10 protein-coding genes are annotated in these 16,199 nt (G+C 62.9%); all 10 read left to right on the forward strand.

All coding sequences use genetic code 11. From position 1 onward, the window contains the following. Positions 1-18: 18 nt before the first annotated feature. Positions 19-1,008 (forward strand): fimbrial protein, encoded by a 990-nt coding sequence (locus tag H620_RS0113970; protein ID WP_027907523.1) that lies wholly within the window; start codon positions 19-21, stop codon positions 1,006-1,008. Positions 1,009-1,076: 68 nt separating this feature from the next. Next, on the forward strand, positions 1,077-3,893 hold the full coding sequence (locus tag H620_RS0113975) for an ATP-binding protein (RefSeq protein WP_027907524.1): 2,817 nt from the start codon (positions 1,077-1,079) through the stop codon (positions 3,891-3,893). Beyond that, positions 3,880-5,073, forward strand: coding sequence for a response regulator cyclic di-GMP phosphodiesterase PvrR (pvrR, locus tag H620_RS0113980; protein ID WP_023379479.1), 1,194 nt, complete (start codon positions 3,880-3,882; stop codon positions 5,071-5,073). Before H620_RS0113975 ends, pvrR begins: the two co-directional genes overlap by 14 nt. A gap of 84 nt (positions 5,074-5,157) precedes the next feature. After that, positions 5,158-8,370: a hybrid sensor histidine kinase/response regulator gene (locus tag H620_RS0113985; protein WP_027907525.1), complete on the forward strand. Its 3,213-nt coding sequence runs from the start codon at positions 5,158-5,160 to the stop codon at positions 8,368-8,370. Positions 8,371-8,439: 69 nt separating this feature from the next. After that, entirely contained in the window at positions 8,440-9,087 is a 648-nt protein-coding gene (locus H620_RS0113990) for a response regulator (RefSeq protein ID WP_023379477.1), read from the forward strand. A 117-nt stretch (positions 9,088-9,204) separates the two neighbouring features. Continuing rightward, a complete protein-coding gene (locus tag H620_RS0113995; protein WP_023379475.1) occupies positions 9,205-9,804 on the forward strand; it encodes a fimbrial protein in 600 nt (199 codons plus the stop codon). A 70-nt stretch (positions 9,805-9,874) separates the two neighbouring features. Continuing rightward, complete coding sequence (locus tag H620_RS0114000) at positions 9,875-10,627, forward strand: fimbrial biogenesis chaperone (protein ID WP_023379474.1); 753 nt, start codon at positions 9,875-9,877, stop codon at positions 10,625-10,627. An 86-nt stretch (positions 10,628-10,713) separates the two neighbouring features. After that, positions 10,714-13,269 (forward strand): fimbria/pilus outer membrane usher protein, encoded by a 2,556-nt coding sequence (locus tag H620_RS0114005; RefSeq protein WP_027907526.1) that lies wholly within the window; start codon positions 10,714-10,716, stop codon positions 13,267-13,269. A 260-nt stretch (positions 13,270-13,529) separates the two neighbouring features. Next, entirely contained in the window at positions 13,530-14,888 is a 1,359-nt protein-coding gene (gene nhaA / locus H620_RS0114010) for a Na+/H+ antiporter NhaA (RefSeq protein ID WP_027907527.1), read from the forward strand. A 190-nt stretch (positions 14,889-15,078) separates the two neighbouring features. Continuing rightward, a complete protein-coding gene (locus tag H620_RS0114015) occupies positions 15,079-16,197 on the forward strand; it encodes a nitrilase-related carbon-nitrogen hydrolase (protein WP_023379471.1) in 1,119 nt (372 codons plus the stop codon). Positions 16,198-16,199: the final 2 nt, after the last annotated feature.

Raw genomic sequence — 16,199 nt, forward strand, 5'->3', positions numbered from 1 at the left:
GTTACAGGATAGCCCCCCATGATCCCAATTCGAAAAGCCCTGCTGGGCCTGCTCTTCGTTGCAGCCAGCTGCCCGGCCACCAGCTATGCGCTGTCATGCAAGCTGGACCCCTCCAAGGCGTCGGTGTTCAAGGAGGCCCTGGGTACCGCGCTGGCGGTGCCGGCCGACGCGGCGGACGGCACGATCATCTGGGAATCTGCGCCACATTCAGTGCCGGTCATCTGCGCCGATGACTACGAAACAGGCGTACGGGAAGACGTCTATTTCTGGGTCAACCCTGCGAAAATCAGCATCGGCAAGGGCATACGGGTCGGGATTCGCTACGGATCCAAGACCATCACCCAGAGTTCGGGCGCGGTCAGCACCGGTTTCAACTCGTTCCACGGTTGCAACTGGGCGAACTGCACGGGCTGGGACAAGGCCCGCTTCACCCTGACCTTCACCGTGTTCATCGAAAAATACGGTGAAACGCCGACCGATGGACAAGCCAGCGTCCTGAGTGAATATCGGGTGTTCCAGCTGGACGGCAAGGGCGGACTCAACCCCAAGCCTGACAGCAACCTCAACTATGTCGTCACCGGTATGAACAACGTGCGCTTCGTACCCTGTTCGCCCGAGCTGACCATCTTACCTTCGGTGGTCAATTTCCGCCGCGCCCTCGCCAGCTCGGCACAAATCGGCCAGGTCGCCAGCTCGGCCAATTTCAGCCTCGACCTGGTCAGAACCTGCAACACGCCGTACGCCGTCAGTGCTCGCTTCAGCCCGGTTGCCGGCAGCGCCAGTGTCATCGACAAACTGCTGGTGCCCGGCAATAACAGCTCTGTCGGCATCGCCCTGACCCAGCAGGACAACAACCAACCGGTGCCCTTCGATACCTGGTTCAAGCTGGCGGACCTCACTACACCGGGCTTGATCCGCAACGAGTTCCGTGCCGACCTGATTTGGCGCTCGGCCCCTGTCCCCGGTACGTTCGAGGCCATGGCGCTGGTGGACCTTTTCTACAAGTAACACCGCGACCAGGCCCGTTTAAGGATCGTCTGATGTCTAGTTGCCAGCGGCGGGCCTAAATTTGCCGGATGCGACTCAAAGCCTATCTGCAACAGATCAACCCTCTACTCTCCGACCCCGAAGCAGCACGCCGGCTGCTTCGGCTGCTGGCGTTCGTACTCTCGGCCGGCATTCTCGGCGCGGCCTACAATTTCCTGTCCTTCACGTTCAACACCGACATTGCCCGGCGCCACGGCGCCATGAGCAGTGCGATCGCCGAGGCGCATACCTTTTTCACCAACCGTGAGGCACTGCTCGAAAGCCTGAGCCTCGCAACCGTGCGCCAGGCCGTTCCTGGCGTCCAAGCGGTGCCCCTGGCACCGGGCGAAGAGGTCCACCTGCAACTGGGCAACCAGCCGGGCAAGCGCTGGAGCCTGTGGCTGACACGACGCATGTGCGCCTATCTCAGGGCGCGCCATGTCAACCTGCTGTATGTCGGCGCAGATGCCCAAGCCCCCATGCGCTGGCTGTACAACGTCGACTCGCAGGCGCCGGAGCCTTCACGCGCCCTGCTCGACCGACTCCGCGATGCAGGGCAACGGGTGAAGGCACCACGGGAACTGTGGCTGGCCGACCAGGGCGCGCAAAGCTCGCGCCTTTTCATCTTCCTGCGCCTGGACGAACGCGACGCGGACTCCGGCTGGCTGGGCCTGGAAATCGACAGCCAGGCGGTGGCGCCATCGCTCAAGGATGCCAGCGCGGGGGAATTCATGATGTTCAACGCCGACGGGATGCTGGTGTTCACCAACAGTCAGGGCCCGGCATTGAACCGCTCGCTACCTAAGCCCGTGGGTCAGGACTTCTTCGGCTTTGTCGGCCAGGGGCTACTGCCGGAGTACCTGGTCATCAGCAAGCCGCTGATGTCCTCGGACTGGCAACTGGTATACGCGATCGGCCTGTCCGCGATCCTCGCCGGCGTGTGGCAGCAACTGCTCGGTGCCCTGCTGTTCTGCGTGCTCAGCATCACCTTGATAAGAGTCCTGATCCAGCGTTTCGACCAGCGCTTCTTCACCCCAACGGTCGAACGTATCCGCGAACTGGTCGAAAGCGAAATGTTCAGCCGTGATGTCATCGAAACAGCACCTGTGGCCCTGTGCGTGCTGCGACGCAGCGATGGACAGGTCGTGCTGGAAAATCACCTGGCCCAGCAGTGGTTGGGCCAAGGCCAGGCACGGGACGCGCGCAGCGCGCAATGGATAGAGAAAGTCTTCGAACCAGACGAAGGCCAGTACAGCGACTATTTCGAGAGCGCCGAAGGGCGTCACCTGTACCTGAGTTGTTCGCCAACCCGCTACAAGGGCGAGCAGGTTCTGTTGTGCGCATTCAGCGACATCAGCGCGCGCAAGCAGATCGAGGCCGCGCTGGAGGATGCCCGGCGCGCTGCCGACACGGCCAACGAAGCGAAAACCCAGTTCCTGGCGACCATGAGCCATGAGATCCGCACGCCGCTCTTCGGTGTGCTGGGCACCCTGGAGCTGCTGTCGCGTACTGCGCTGGACGCCCAGCAGCGCGACTACCTGCAAGCCATCGAAGGCTCCTCCTCGACCTTGCTGCAGTTGATCTGCGACGTCCTCGACGTGTCCAAGATCGAGGCAGGTCAACTGGCCCTCGAACTCAGCGAGTTCAGTGCGTTGGAGCTGGTCCGCGAGGTAATCCAGGGCTACAGCGCGGCGGCCAGGAGCAAGGGGCTGCTGCTCTACAGTTGTCTGGACCCGCGCCTGCCGGAACACCTGATCGGTGACGTCAACCGGATCCGCCAGATCCTCAACAACCTGCTGAGCAATGCGGTCAAGTTCACCGATTGCGGCCGCGTGGTGTTGCGGGTCCGGCTGCTCAACCGCGATGGCGAGCGCTCCTGCCTGTTGTGGCAAGTCTCGGACACGGGCAAGGGCATCGCCGAACAGGACCAGCCGTTCATCTTCGACCCTTTCTACCAGACCGAGGGCCATACCCAGGTCATACCCGGCACAGGCCTTGGGCTGCCGATCTGCCAGCGGCTGACCCAATTGATGAATGGCCAACTGCGCCTGGTAAGCGAGTTGGGCCTTGGCAGCAGCTTCAGCCTGACCCTGCCTTTGGAAGTGGCGTCCGGCCGCAGCAATGCCCCGTTCAATCTTCTGGCAGAGCGCATTCACGTGGTATCGCCGGCGCGCGAACTGGCAGAAGCCATCGCTGGCTGGTTATGTCGCTGGGGGGCTCGTGCCCAGGTCGGTGCGCCGGGCTGCGCTCTGGCCGGCGAACTGCTGGTCGAACTGCATCCAGGCAGCGTCGAGCGCTGCCTGGTCGGAGAATGGCCTGGCCCGCGGATCCTGGCCAGCGCCCAGGGATGCTGGGAAGCCCGCCACGAAGCCGGTCACTGGCAGGTCAACCTCAACGACCTGGGCGCCCTGCACCATGCCGTCGCCCAGGCCCAGGGCCTGCGCAGTGCCAGGCACGAAGCCGTACCCGACGTTCGCGCGCCGGAGCCGCTTGGGCTGCACGTGCTGGTTGCCGAGGACAATCTCATCAACCAGTTGATCCTTCGCGACCAGCTCGAGGAGCTCGGCTGCAGCGTGAGCTTGGCCAGCGATGGCGAGCAGGCCCTGCAAAGTTGGAAACGCGAGCACTTCGACCTGGTGCTGACCGACGTCAACATGCCCGGTATCAACGGCTACGAACTGGCCCGAGCCCTGCGCGGTCTGGGCTGCGCCCAGCCCATCATCGGCGCCACCGCCAACGCACTGCGTGGCGAGGAAGAACTGTGCCTGGCCGCTGGCATGGACCGCTGCCTGATCAAGCCTTTCAACCTGCAAGTGTTGTTCAACTGCCTGGCCCCGTATCGAGGTAGCCGCCATGAAGTCCTTTAACATCCTGATCGTCGAAGACCACCCTTTCCAGCACATGTACCTGCAACACCTGTTCAGCGAGCTTGGCACCTTCAACCTGGAGGCAGCCCGGGATGGCCAGGAAGCGCTGGAGCGCCTGCGACTGCGCGACTTCGACCTGGTCCTGACTGACCTGCTGATGCCTGGCATGGATGGCGTGCAGTTTATCCAGCACCTGGCTGGCCTTCGCCACAAACCCGGTCTGGCGATCATGAGCGCGGCCTCGCGGCGCATGCTCATGGCTGCAAGCCTGGTGGCCAAGAACCTTGGCGTGGACGTGCTTGGGCTGATTTCCAAGCCAGTCGAGCCGGCTGCGCTGCGCAGCCTGATCGACCAGTTGCAACTGCACCACCAGGCTCCGGCCCAGGCGGCCCCGACAGCCCTCGAGTTCGATCGCCAGACACTGATAGATGCCTTGAACAACCGAGCCTTCCAGGCCTGGTTCCAGCCCAAGAAGTCTTTGCACAATGGCCGCATCGTCGCAGCCGAAGCGCTGGTGCGCTGGATGCATCCGGACCAAGGAGTCTTGTTGCCAAGCACCTTCCTACCGACGATCAAGGCCTTCGGCCTCGAGGAAAGGCTGCTGTGGGTGATGCTCAAGCAAGCCATGGATGCCCAGGCACGGTGGCGTGACCGAGGCTATGACATCCCCGTCTCGATCAACCTGCCGACCCACCTGCTCAACAGCCATGACCTGGCCGACCGCTTGCTGGAGTTCGTCCTGCACCACCAAGGCGTGCCCGGCAAGCTGTGCTTCGAGCTGATGGAATGTTCAGTTCCCGAAGAGCTGAGCAATTTCTATGCAGGCGCCTGCCGCTTGCGCATGAAGGGGTTCGGCCTGTCCCAGGACGACTTCGGCAAAGGCTACAGCTCGTACCTGAGCCTGGTCTCGACGCCGTTCACCGAGCTCAAGATCGACCGCGCCCTGGTGCAGCGCTGCGATGAAAGCGAGAGCCTGGCTTCGGCCCTGGCCAGCATCGTCGCCCTGGGGCGCAAGCTTGGGCTGACCGTGGTGGCAGAGGGTGTCGAAACGCCCCAGGAGCTCGAGATGCTACGCAAGGTAGACTGCAACCAGGTTCAGGGTTTCCTGATCTCCCATGCCGTCTCGGCTGAACAGTTCCAGCGCCTGCTGCACAGCGACGGTCCGCCGTCAGCCTACTGAACTGTTGTAACTCACGGCGCCGGCCGGGCATCAGAGGTAATATCCCTAGGGTACCGATGCCCCCAAGGTCTTCCGGATTCTTTCATGAAACAATACAACGCCCTGCTGGAAAACCTGGCTCGCAGCTCCCTGCGACTGAACAAAGGCATGACCGTTCTGCTTGGCCTGGCGCTGCTGCTGGCCGGCTTCAGCCTCTGGTCCATCGAGCGCCTGGTCGACGAGCATAACGACACGGTCAGCATCCATTTCGCCCGGCTGATGGAAAACATCCAGGAACAGGAAAGCTTCCTCGAGGCCCTCGTGCTACGCAGCGCCAGGGGCGAGTTGCTCGACCACCCACGTGCGCTCGAACCGGTGCTGACACCACTGCCCGACCAAGGACCGGACATCTACAAAGGCCAGGCATTTCCATTTTCCCTGCCATTCAGCCTCAAGCTCGACTCGCACAGCCTCGCTGGCAACCAGGTGGCAAGCATCTTCAGCCAGGGTGCGAACCTGGCCAGCTTCTACAGCATGTTCTGGTCGGCCTCCCCCTACCGATCGCCCCAGGTGTTCCTGTTCTCGCCGGATGCCCATTACGACATCACGGTTCCCGCCGCCGGCCGCAGTCGGGGCAAGCCCCAGGACGTGGACGAGCCTTTCATCGACGTGGTCAGGCAGGTCGCGGCGCGGCGCCCCCAAGGCCTGGACCAGGGCGCCGGAATCGTCTGGCGCAGCTATGTCGAACAGCCGGACCAGGACTCCCCACCGCGGGTACTGGCCTATGCCAGCATCGCCCTGCGCCCGACCGAGGCAAGCGGCCAACATTTGCAAGTGGCGTCGCTGGTCGACCTGGCACAGATCGACGACTTCGAACGCATCATGGCCTGGACCGTGTATGACCATTTCAACCTGATTGCTCCGTCCGGAGAGGTGCTGGTCGGCACGCCCATGCCTCTTGAGGGGGTGCATGAAGGCCTCAACATCAAGCCCGAAGGCCTGGTTTTCCGCCTTCACGAGCAAGCCAACGGTGGCTGGAGCGCGGTCTACACCGTGACCTACCGGCACTTCTTCCGTTACGCGTTCTGGTCGCTGGCCAGCCTCGCCGCCACCTTCCTCGTCCTGGTCGGATTGGGCCGGGTGGCCATCCGCTGGTACCAGCGCCAGGTCATCCTGCCTGCGCGCGCAGCACACGAGACCATCGCCGAGAGCGAGGCCTTCAGCCGGGTGGTCATCGACACCGCGCCGACCGGCCTGTGCGTGGTTCGCAGCGCCGACAACGAGGTACTGCTGGAGAACCAGCGCGCGCAACAATGGCAAGGCACCCGCGAATTGGTCAGCACTCTCGCCCCGGCACTGGGCAGTACCCGCAGCGGCGAACACTACCTGCAGGTCGAGGGCCGCCATTTGCAGGTCGGCTTCGTGTCGACCCGTTACCATGGCGAAGACGTACGCCTTTACGCATTCAACGACGTCACCCGCCACGTCGAGGACGCCCAGGCGCTGGAAGAGGCGCGCCGCGCCGCCGACGCCGCCAACACCGCCAAGACCCTCTTCCTGGCAACCATGAGCCACGAGATTCGCACGCCGCTGTACGGCGTGCTGGGCACCCTCGAGTTGCTCGGCCTGACCCACCTGGATGCCCGCCAGCAAGGCTACCTGCACACCATCCAACGTTCCTCGGCGACCCTGTTCCAACTGATCAGCGACGTGCTCGACGTGACGAAGATCGAATCCGGACAGATGGCCCTTGAGCCAGTCACGTTCTGCCCGCTGGACATGCTCGAAGATACCGTGCGCACCTACCGCGCCTTCGCCGAGCGCAAGGGACTGTTGCTCTACGCTTGCCACGATGCCCGACTGCCAGCCCAGGTGGTCGGCGACCCGATACGCATCCGCCAGATCCTCAACAACTTGCTGAGCAACGCCATCAAGTTCACCGACACCGGCCGGGTGGTGCTGCGCACGCGCGTGCTGGCGCTCGACGACACCCAGGTCAGCCTCCAATGGCAGGTCGCCGATACCGGCATCGGCATTTCACAAGCGCAGCAGGCCAGGCTCTTCGAGCTTTTCTACCAAGTCGTCGACGCTTCCAGCGAGGGCGGTGCCGGTTTGGGTCTGCCGATCTGCGGCTGGTTGGCCGACATGATGGGCGGCCAGATCAAGGTCGTCAGCGAGCCGGGCCTGGGCAGCAGTTTTTCCCTGAAAGTAAGCCTGCCACTGGCCCCGGGTGAGTTGAGCGACTGCCCGCTGGTCGCGCCCGACCCGACCCCGGTGTACGTGCGCGCACCGATCCCGGAGCTTGCCCAGCACGGCGTCGACTGGCTGCAACGCCTGGGTATCAGCGCCACGTTGACGATTCCGCCCATGGAAAAAGACAATCACCAGGCCCTGCTGGTGGACCTGCTCGACTGTCCGGACGCCATCAACTGGCATGGCCAGCGTATCTGCGCCAGCAGCGACGGCCCGGTGCCCGCCAGTTTCAGCGACGGTAGCTGGCGGGTGGACCTGCACGACATACGTGCCATCGCCCAGGCCGTTGCCCGGATCCGCGAGGGCGGCGCACCCGAGGGCCAGGACACGGCGCGGCAGCAAAGCGCCGCCCTGCGCCTGCATATCCTGGTGGCCGAGGACAATCCGATCAACCAGGCGATTCTCCAGGAGCAACTCGAAGCGCTGGGCTGCACAACGGTAGTGGCGGCCAACGGCGAACAAGCCATGCAACGTTGGCAGCCGGGCCTTTTCGACGTGGTCCTCACCGACGTGAACATGCCGTTGATGAATGGCTACGAACTGGCCAGGACCCTGCGCCAGCATGACGCAAGGCTACCGATCATCGGCGTCACTGCCAATGCGCTGCGAGAGGAGGGCCAGCGCTGCATCGAGGTGGGAATGAATGCCTGGATGGTCAAGCCGCTGAGCCTGCAAACCTTGCGCAGCCATCTGGTCCGCCTGTGCCGGCCAACCCTGGCTGACAGCTCCAGCCGCGCACAAGCGCAAAGCTCCAGCGAGCGACCCGCACCGTCCACCATCGAGACCGTGCAACTGTCCGCCACGATGCGCGCACTGTTCGTCAGCACCATGCGCCAGGACATGCAACAGTTGCGCCTGGCGCTTGAGCAGCGTGACCACCAGCGCCTTGGCGAACGCCTGCACAGCATCGCCGGCGCCCTGGGCGCGGTACAGGCCAAGGCCCTGGCCGAACAGTGTTGCGCACTGGAGAACGCGCTGGTCGACTCGCCGATCGATGCGGCCCTGACCGAGAACCTGCGGGGGGTACTGGACAGGCTTTCTGCAATGCTAGATACCCTCGCATAGAATCAATTTCAGCGCTGACAACGCCTGCAAACAACCCTCCCATCCGCACCGGCTAACGGATCGTCTTTTATGGAAAAACTCAAGGTCATTATCGCCGACGATCATCCCATCGTGCTGCTCGGCGTCCGGGAACTGGTCGAGCGAGACCCACGCTTTGAAGTGGTCGGCGAGGCCGTCTGCTCGCAAGGGCTGATCGAACTGCTCGAACGCCACCCGGTGGACATGGTCATCTCCGACTACAACATGCCGGCAGACTCCCCCTATGGTGACGGCCTCAAATTGATCGACTACCTCAAACGTCACTATCCCGCAGTCCGCATTCTCGTGCTGACCATGATTTCCAACCCCCTGATCCTGACACGGCTGCAGGAACTGGGCGTCTACGGCGTCATCCAGAAGAACCAATTGCACGGTGAGATTGAAAAGGCGCTCAATGCCCTCGCCCGCAACAGCACCTACCGGGCGCCGGAACCGGCAAGGCACTCGGTGCTCGCCTGCACCACCGCCATCGACCAACGGGTAGAAAACCTGTCCCCCAAGGAATTCGAAATACTGCGTCTTTTCGTTGCCGGCCAAAGTGTCAGCGAGATTGCCCGCAGTCAACACCGCAGCACCAAGACCATTAGTGCGCAGAAAGTTTCAGCGATGCGCAAACTTGAAGTAAACAGCGACCAGGAGTTATTGGAATACTGCTTGGCGAGTCATATCTTCAACTAATTAACGACTGTCATTGCCGGGCCATTAAGATTCGTCTGATGTGCCAGGGAAACCACCTGACTTATCGTGAGCGTGCATTAACTTGCAGCACTTACTCACTATCACGTGGACATTAATATGAAAAAATTTTCCCTGGCCGCACTGACCCTGTCGCTTATCACCGCTTCGGCCGGCGTCCTGGCCGCCGAGCCCACCGGACCGGTCAAGGGTGGCAGCGGCAAGATTTCCTTCACCGGCGTGATCAACAATGACGCCTGCTCGGTCGATGGCGCCAACGCCGACCGTATGATTGCCGTAGACATGGGCACCGTTTCGATCAAGGACATGGGCACCGCCGAAAACCCAACTTCGGGCCGCGTGACCGGCAAGGACTTCAACCTCAACGTCAACTGCAACGTCGGCACCAAGGTGGCGATGGTCTTCGATGCCAACAGCGGCGGCTCGGGCCTGGTGACTGGCAAGAAGGTCCTGGCCCTGACCAAGGGCACCGGCACCGCCGCCAACGTCGGCATCGCCCTGCTCGACCCCAACGGTAACCTGATCGACCTGAGCTCGGCCGCCACCGCCAAGATCCAGAGCGAAGTGCACGGCACGGGCGCCGAGGGCGGCGACGCTACCCTGAGCTTCTCCGCGGCCTACGTGACCACCGGCGCAGCGGGCACCGCCACTGCCGGTCGTGGTGACGCCACCCTGCCGTTCATCCTGCAGTACGAGTAATCACTTCGCAGCTGCTCCCTGGGCGAGGCTGATCAGCCTCGCCACTCCTTCGTCCCGCAAGGTATCCACCATGTTGCGTCGTTCTATGTATCCCGTTCTCGGGTTGCTGGGCATGCTCGTTGCCGCCCAGGCAACCGCCAGCATCTCCCTGAGCGCCACCCGCGTCGTGTTCGACGGTGCTCACAAGGAAGCCAATGTCATCGTGCGCAATGGCAACCAGGAAGTCCTGGTGCAATCCTGGGTAGACAGCGGCGACAGCGCCAAAGCGCCCGCGCCGTTCGCTGTGACACCACCGTTGGCCAGGGTAATGCCCAAGCAGGAACAACTGCTGCGTATTCTCTATGAAGGCCAAGGCCTGCCGACCGATCGCGAATCGGTGGTCTGGCTCAATGTCCAGGAAATCCCGCAAGCCAGTACCAAGGCCAATACCTTGCAACTGGCGGTGCGTCAACGTATCAAAATTTTCTTTCGCCCGGCCGACCTGCCCGGTAATGCACTGCTGGCACCGGAGCAATTGGTCTGGCAACTGACCCAACGCGGCGGACACGCACAACTGACTGTAAACAACCCCAGCCTGTTCCATGTGTCCATGGCCGATATCGAACTTAAACGCGGAAAGCAAACTGTGCTCAGCGTCGACTCGACCATGATCGCCCCGCGTGCAAACAGGACATTCAGCTCGGCACTTTCCCAGGTGGAGGGCCCGTTGACGCTCACGTTCAAGAGCATCAACGACTATGGCGCCCAACATGAATATTCCGTGCAGTTGAACACTGCCCAGCCTGGTAGCGCAAAGCCTGCCGAACCCGCCATCGCCCTGTGAAACCGTAGCGCCCACACCTCACGCGTCTGGTCCCGTGCGGCCTCCCCGTGCCCAGCCCGTGCCGGGACATGAAATAGGTTCCTCGTATGTCTCTGTCCATCGCCTCCCGCTCCGTAGTCGGCGCCGCTGCAGGCGTGCGCGCGCTCAATGGCGGCACGTTTCGTCCGGCCTGGAAGCTCAACGCCCTGTCACTGGTCATCTGCACCACGCTACCCGGCTTGGCAGCGGCGCAGGATGACCCGCACCTGCAAGGCTTCAACACCACCTTCCTGCAGGGCGCGCAATCGGCGGTCGACTTGCAACTGCTGCTGTCGGCCAACAGCGTGCTGCCGGGCAATTATCGGGTAGACCTCTACAGCAACGACGTGCTGGTGGGCCGGCGTGACATCGACTTCAACCGCAACCCCCAGACCGGGGTCGTGGAACCCTGCCTGACCCTGGAGCTGCTCGGACAGTTGGGCATCGACATGGACAAGCTCAAGGCCCAAGGTCGTCTGGTTGACGCCCAGGCGTGCTACGACCTGCCCACTCTGATCGACCAGGCCAGCTTGAGCTACGACTCCAATCACCTGCGCCTGTCCGCCAGCATTCCGCAGGTTGCGATGAAACGTGGCTTGCGCGGCTATGTCGACCCGCAGCTGTGGGATGCCGGGGTGTCCGCAGCGTTCGTAAACTATCAATTCAATACCAGCCGCAGCGCCGGCGATGCCCAGACCCGCATCAACAACAACCTGAGCCTGCGCAACGGTATCAACCTCGGCAGCTGGCGCTTGCGCAACGAGTCGAACTTCAGCAGCGGTACCGGTCGGCCGGACACTTTCAAGAGCAACCGCAGCTATGTGCAACATGACGTGACGGCGCTCAAGGGCCAGTTCAGCGCAGGCGACATCTTCAGCGACACCGACCTGTTCGACAGCGTGCGCTACCGGGGCCTGAAACTGGCTTCGGACGAAGGCATGCGCGCCGATAGCGAGCGCGGCTACGCGCCGGTGGTCAGGGGTGTAGCCCAGACCAGTGCCAGGGTCGAGATTCGCCAGAACGACTACGTGCTCTATACTACCAACGTTCCGCCCGGCCCATTCGAAATCAGCGACATCTACCCCAGCGGCTCCAATGGCGACCTGGAAGTCACCATCATCGAGGCCGACGGTCGCCGGCGGGTCAGCACGCAAGCATTCTCCAGCTTGCCGCTCATGGTCCGCGATGGCCAGGTCAAGTACAGCCTCTCCGCCGGACGCTACAACAGCAATACCGAGGGCCTGGCCAGGCCGCAGATGCTCAGCACGACGCTGGCCTACGGCCTGTCCAACACCTTGACTGGCGTCGTCGGCCTGCAAGCCACCGACAACTACAAGGCACTGGCCGTGGGCAGCGGTTTGAACACGCTGCTGGGCGCATTCTCGCTCGATGTCACCCACTCCTCGAGCAAGGCCCAGGGCCAGACCACCCAGGGCAACAGCTTGCGGGCGCTGTACGCCAAGACATTCACCGGCACCGACACCAACTTCACACTGGCCGCCTACCGCTACTCCACCGAGGGCTACCGCACCCTCGCCCAGCATGTCGAGGACATGAGCACAGATTTGGTCAAACGCAGCGGCAACTCCAAGACCCGAACCGACCTGACCATCAACCAGAGTCTGGGCCGCAACCGCGCCTTCGGCAGCCTGTACCTGACGGCCACCGACCAGCGCTACTGGAACCGAGGCGGCTCGCAGAGTCTGTCCGCAGGCTACAGCAACAACTGGGGCGAAGTTTCCTACAACATCGACGTCAGCCGCACCAAGGAACTGGGAACTTCAGGCCCTTCTGGGGAAGATACCCAGTTCAACGTATCGGTGTCGTTCCCGCTCGGCAGCCGCGCCCGTGCACCTCGGGCGTTCGTCACCACGAGCACGCAGAAAGGCAATGACACCACCCAGGCTGGCGTCAACGGTTATCTCTCGGAGACCAGCGACACCTTCTACTCGATCCAGGGCGGGCACAGCCGCACCAGCGGCAGCTCGGCATCGGCCAACCTCAATACCCGCACCTCGGTCGCCGACATCAGCCTGGGCTATAGCCAGGGACGCGGCTACGACTCGCAGAACCTGAACATCGCCGGGGCCGTCGTCGCCCACCAAGGTGGCATCAACCTCGGCCAGACGCTGAGCGAAACCTTCGCACTGGCCGAAGTGCCCGGGGTGAAGGGTGCAAAGATCAGCAGCTACAGCGGTGTGGAAACCGGACGTAATGGCTACGCGGTGATCCCCAATGCCCAGCCCTACCGGGTCAACTGGATCAGCCTCGATACCCGCGATCTGGGGGGCGACATCGAGATCGACAACGCCACGCAGCAACTGGTGCCTCGACGCGGCGCCGTCGTGCTTGCCCGCTACACGGGCAAGAGCGGGCGTCGGGTACAGTTCGAGCTGTTCGACGAGCGTAACCAGTCGATTCCATTCGGCGCCTCGGTCGAAGATACCGAAGGCAGGCAACTGGCGATTTCCGACCCAAGCGGCAAGGCATTGGTGCTGTTGGAGCAGGATCAGGGCAGCCTGACCATCAAGTGGAGCGACCGACAGTGTGTGGCGACGTATCACCTGCCCGAACGGGACAAAGCGGTGAATTATGAACGCCAGCGCCTGGTGTGCCAGCCGTAGCAGGCGACCCGGGCGCGCAAGCCATCGTTCGTGGCCCCCGGGGATGATCGGAAACGCGATGTAAAAAAATAGTGCGGCCAGGGCTGCCAAAGCCTATGAACAAGGCCGCACCACGCCTTGGCGTGAACTCATGGCGAGTTCTTTTTTCCTTGAAGGCGGCGCACTCCTGTACAATGCGCCCTGGGTGCTAGCTGCATGAGGCAGTGACGCAGGTTAAATGGACACGCAGGTCGGGCCGCCTTGCGGGAGTTCTTGCGCCTATGCAAAAAACCAAGCTAACCCGTGCCCAGCAACTGGCTGCCCATGCCTTCGCCAACCTCGAACGCTTCCTGCATATCGAAGCTGTCAGTGGTGTGGTCCTGCTGGTCGCTGCCATCGCCGCCCTGATCTGGGCAAACTCCCCCGCTGCCGCCAGTTACGACGCACTCTGGCACACGCCTATTTCCTTCGGGATCGGCTCGCTGGTGGTCTCGCAGTCGCTGCATTTCTGGATCAACGACGGCCTGATGACCATTTTCTTCCTGGTCGTCGGCATGGAGATTCGCCGTGAAATCCATGAAGGCGCCCTGTCCAGCCTGCGCCAGGCCACGCTGCCCATGGCCGCTGCCATCGGTGGTGTAGCGATCCCGGCACTGATCTACCTGAGCTTCGGCCATGCGCCAGCCGAGCAACAAGGGTGGGCGGTACCCACCGCGACGGATATCGCCTTCGCCGTTGGCGTCCTGGCGCTGCTGGGCAAGTCGATTCCCGCGAATGTCCGCGTTTTCCTGCTGGCCCTGGCGATCATCGACGACATCATCGCCGTGCTGATCATCGCCTTCTTCTATTCCGGCGGCCTCGATTACAGCGGCCTCGCCTTGGCTGCGGTTGGCCTGCTGTTGGTGGTGGGGCTGCAGAAGATAGGCGTCGGGTCGGCATACGCCTATGTCATACCAGGCTTGATCACCTGGCTGGGCATCCTGATGACCGGTGCCCACCCGACCCTGGCCGGCGTCGTGCTCGGCTTGATGACCCCCGTTGCTGCAATGCCCATGCGTCAGCGCCCGCTGGAGGCGATCTCGCAATTCACCGGTGAACTGCTGGGCCGCGCGCAGACCCCGGAGCAGGATCCACATCAACTGATGGCCCCCCTCAAGCGTCTGCGCCTGGCACAACGCGAACTGGTCGCACCGGTGGTGCGCATGCAAGGTCACCTGCACCCCTGGGTGGCCTACGCCATCATGCCGCTGTTCGCCCTTGCCAATGCTGGCGTCAGTCTCTCGGGTGTCGACCTGTCCGCTCCAGGGCCTTACTGGGTGATGACTGCCGTAGCGGTCGCACTGGTACTCGGCAAGCCGCTGGGCATCGTCAGTGTCAGCTGGCTCATGGTCCGGTTGGGGTGGTGCGCATTGCCTGCCGGTGTGACCTGGGCAGGTATCACCTTGATCGGCTTGCTGGCGGGTATCGGCTTCACCATGTCGATCTTCATCGCCAACCTCGCCTACGCCGATCCAGCCGCCTTGGGTGCCGCCAAACTCGGGGTGTTGTCCGGTTCGGTCATCGCCGCCGTCATTGGCCTCACCTGGGGCTTCTGGAGCCTGCGCCGGGGTGCGGCCAGCACCAAGGTCGAAGCCGTCTGACGCTGGATTTTCTACCCCTCCAACCTGCCGCCTCTGCCAGGCGGCAGGTCGAGCATCGACCCGGTTTCGATCGCCAGCCCTACCCTCAAGACCGCCGATCATTTAACCTTCCTGTCAACTGCACGCTGCTGCAGCGAATGCTCTGCGTCACTGCACGACCATTTCGCCCCTCAACCAACAGTAAGGCTTCATGCGAAAACTCCTGGCAAGCGCCCTGGCGCTGGTAATGATTGCCGCGCTAAGCGGCTACGGCTTCTGGACCTTGCAACGACCGGAAGGCCATTACCTCTCGGACCTGCGCATCGAGCTGGCGCTGAACCATGGCGTACCGGGCGACAACGGCAACCTGCTGGGCGTGGAGCCCCTGCTCTACCCCAGCGACTACCAGAACCTGCAACGCCTGCACCGCAAGCTTTCGGCCTACCTGGAACAGGCGCGCGCCCAAGGCCTGGTAGGCCCCCGCACGGTGGTGGTGCTACCCGAACACATCGGCACCTGGCTGTGGGCACGGGGTGAGAAGAACGAGTTGTACCAAGTCACTCGCAGCCAGGAAGCCTTGCAATGGCTGGAACTGAGCAACCCGCTGCGCTATGCGATGGCGATGCTTAGCGCAAGCGGCGATGACCGCCGTACCGATGCACACCTGCGCATGAAAGCGCAGCAGATGGCCAGCGACTATCAGCTGCTGTTCGGCGGCCTGGCCCAGGAGTTCGGGGTGACGTTGGTCGCCGGCTCGATCGTGCTGCCGGCCCCGTATATCAAGGATGGAGTGTTGCACACCGGAAGTGGCCCACTGTTCAACAGCAGCGTCGTGTTCGCCGCCAATGGCTCGCCGCTGGGCCAGCCCCAGCGCCAGCAATTTCCCGACAGCGAGACGCGCCGTTACATTCACGATGGCCGCCAGCAACCCTTGCACGTGGTGCAGACACCCGCCGGACGCCTTGGCGTCCTGGTAGGCAGCGACAGCTGGTATCCCTCGAACCACCAGCAACTGGCACGACAATCGGTGCAGATCATCGCCAACCCGGTATTCCTGAGCGGTAAAGGCAGCTGGGAGACGCCGTGGCGCGGCAATCGGCATCAGCAGGCCGCCGCGGCGCTGGCGTTGCAACGCGGTGAAGTCAGCGAACAAACCGCCTGGCAGCGCTTGACCCAAGCCGCAGACGCGAGCGTGAGCAGCATGAGCGTCTTCATGCGTGGTCAGTTCTGGGAACAAGGCAGCGATGGCCAGGGCTTTGCCCATCAGGCAGGAGCGCTGCTGGCCGGCCCGCCCAGCCAGGGCGCCCGCTTGCTGAACCTGTGGTTGTGAAG

Source organism: Pseudomonas taiwanensis DSM 21245 (genome assembly GCF_000425785.1).
Lineage (GTDB): Bacteria > Pseudomonadota > Gammaproteobacteria > Pseudomonadales > Pseudomonadaceae > Aquipseudomonas > Aquipseudomonas taiwanensis.

What these genes read in the sequence shown, in the direction of transcription:
- H620_RS0113970 (WP_027907523.1), top strand. Translation starts at nt 19, where the DNA reads ATGATCCCAATTCGAAAAGCCCTGCTGGGCCTGCTCTTCGTTGCAGCC.
- H620_RS0113975 (WP_027907524.1), top strand. Translation starts at nt 1,077, where the DNA reads ATGCGACTCAAAGCCTATCTGCAACAGATCAACCCTCTACTCTCCGAC.
- pvrR (WP_023379479.1), top strand. Translation starts at nt 3,880, where the DNA reads ATGAAGTCCTTTAACATCCTGATCGTCGAAGACCACCCTTTCCAGCAC.
- H620_RS0113985 (WP_027907525.1), top strand. Translation starts at nt 5,158, where the DNA reads ATGAAACAATACAACGCCCTGCTGGAAAACCTGGCTCGCAGCTCCCTG.
- H620_RS0113990 (WP_023379477.1), top strand. Translation starts at nt 8,440, where the DNA reads ATGGAAAAACTCAAGGTCATTATCGCCGACGATCATCCCATCGTGCTG.
- H620_RS0113995 (WP_023379475.1), top strand. Translation starts at nt 9,205, where the DNA reads ATGAAAAAATTTTCCCTGGCCGCACTGACCCTGTCGCTTATCACCGCT.
- H620_RS0114000 (WP_023379474.1), top strand. Translation starts at nt 9,875, where the DNA reads ATGTTGCGTCGTTCTATGTATCCCGTTCTCGGGTTGCTGGGCATGCTC.
- H620_RS0114005 (WP_027907526.1), top strand. Translation starts at nt 10,714, where the DNA reads ATGTCTCTGTCCATCGCCTCCCGCTCCGTAGTCGGCGCCGCTGCAGGC.
- nhaA (WP_027907527.1), top strand. Translation starts at nt 13,530, where the DNA reads ATGCAAAAAACCAAGCTAACCCGTGCCCAGCAACTGGCTGCCCATGCC.
- H620_RS0114015 (WP_023379471.1), top strand. Translation starts at nt 15,079, where the DNA reads ATGCGAAAACTCCTGGCAAGCGCCCTGGCGCTGGTAATGATTGCCGCG.